1 protein-coding gene is annotated in these 625 nt (G+C 45.1%); it reads right to left on the reverse strand.

Features of this window, described 5'->3' with window-relative positions; genetic code table 11:
* Positions 1 to 64: 64 nt before the first annotated feature.
* On the reverse strand, positions 65 to 625 hold a 561-nt coding region (locus EII14_RS09535), incomplete at its 5' end, for a helix-turn-helix domain-containing protein (protein WP_233569432.1).

Below are 625 nucleotides of genomic sequence, written 5' to 3' on the forward strand. Positions count from 1 at the left end.
TCAAAATCACGGGATTTTCCAAACAAAATTGTCCAATCCGAGAAAAAGAACGGATTGGACAATTTTATAAGAGGATTTTGCAGAGGTCTCCAACCACAATGGTCTTGTACACATGGCCTTTTCGAACGGCAAACTCGTCTATGCCGATGCTGTCCACTCCCTCAAGAGAGGGCGGAGCATAGTGATACTCAAGATGATGAGTGTGAATCTCTTTGATCGTGTCCCATGACACGCCCAAAAGATGGGCTGTGTCTTTGAGGGGCATCCCCTTTAATAGATCGACCACATACCTTGCAAAGCGACGAGTGTAGCTGTGACTGCCCGGGGCAAAGGATATCCGTTCCTGACAATCATAGTCACAATCCGCACACTTGCACTTGTAGCGGCGGACTTTCATACGTAGAATTACCTTTTTGCCACCGATCGGAAGGCTAATAAAGTCGCGAGTGCGAAAACCATTCTTCACCAAATGGGCATGACCGCACTTGGGACAGCATTTCGGAGCTCGTTTATTTTCGATATGTAAAATGATTGTATTACCTTTGTATTCCTCTCGTAGACACTTGTGGTGATACAATCCCCAAGCATGATATAGAAAACTGCTGTTCATAGCTGCATATTTGTT

The sequence above is a fragment of the Alloprevotella sp. OH1205_COT-284 genome, from assembly GCF_003859795.1.
GTDB lineage: Bacteria > Bacteroidota > Bacteroidia > Bacteroidales > Bacteroidaceae > Alloprevotella.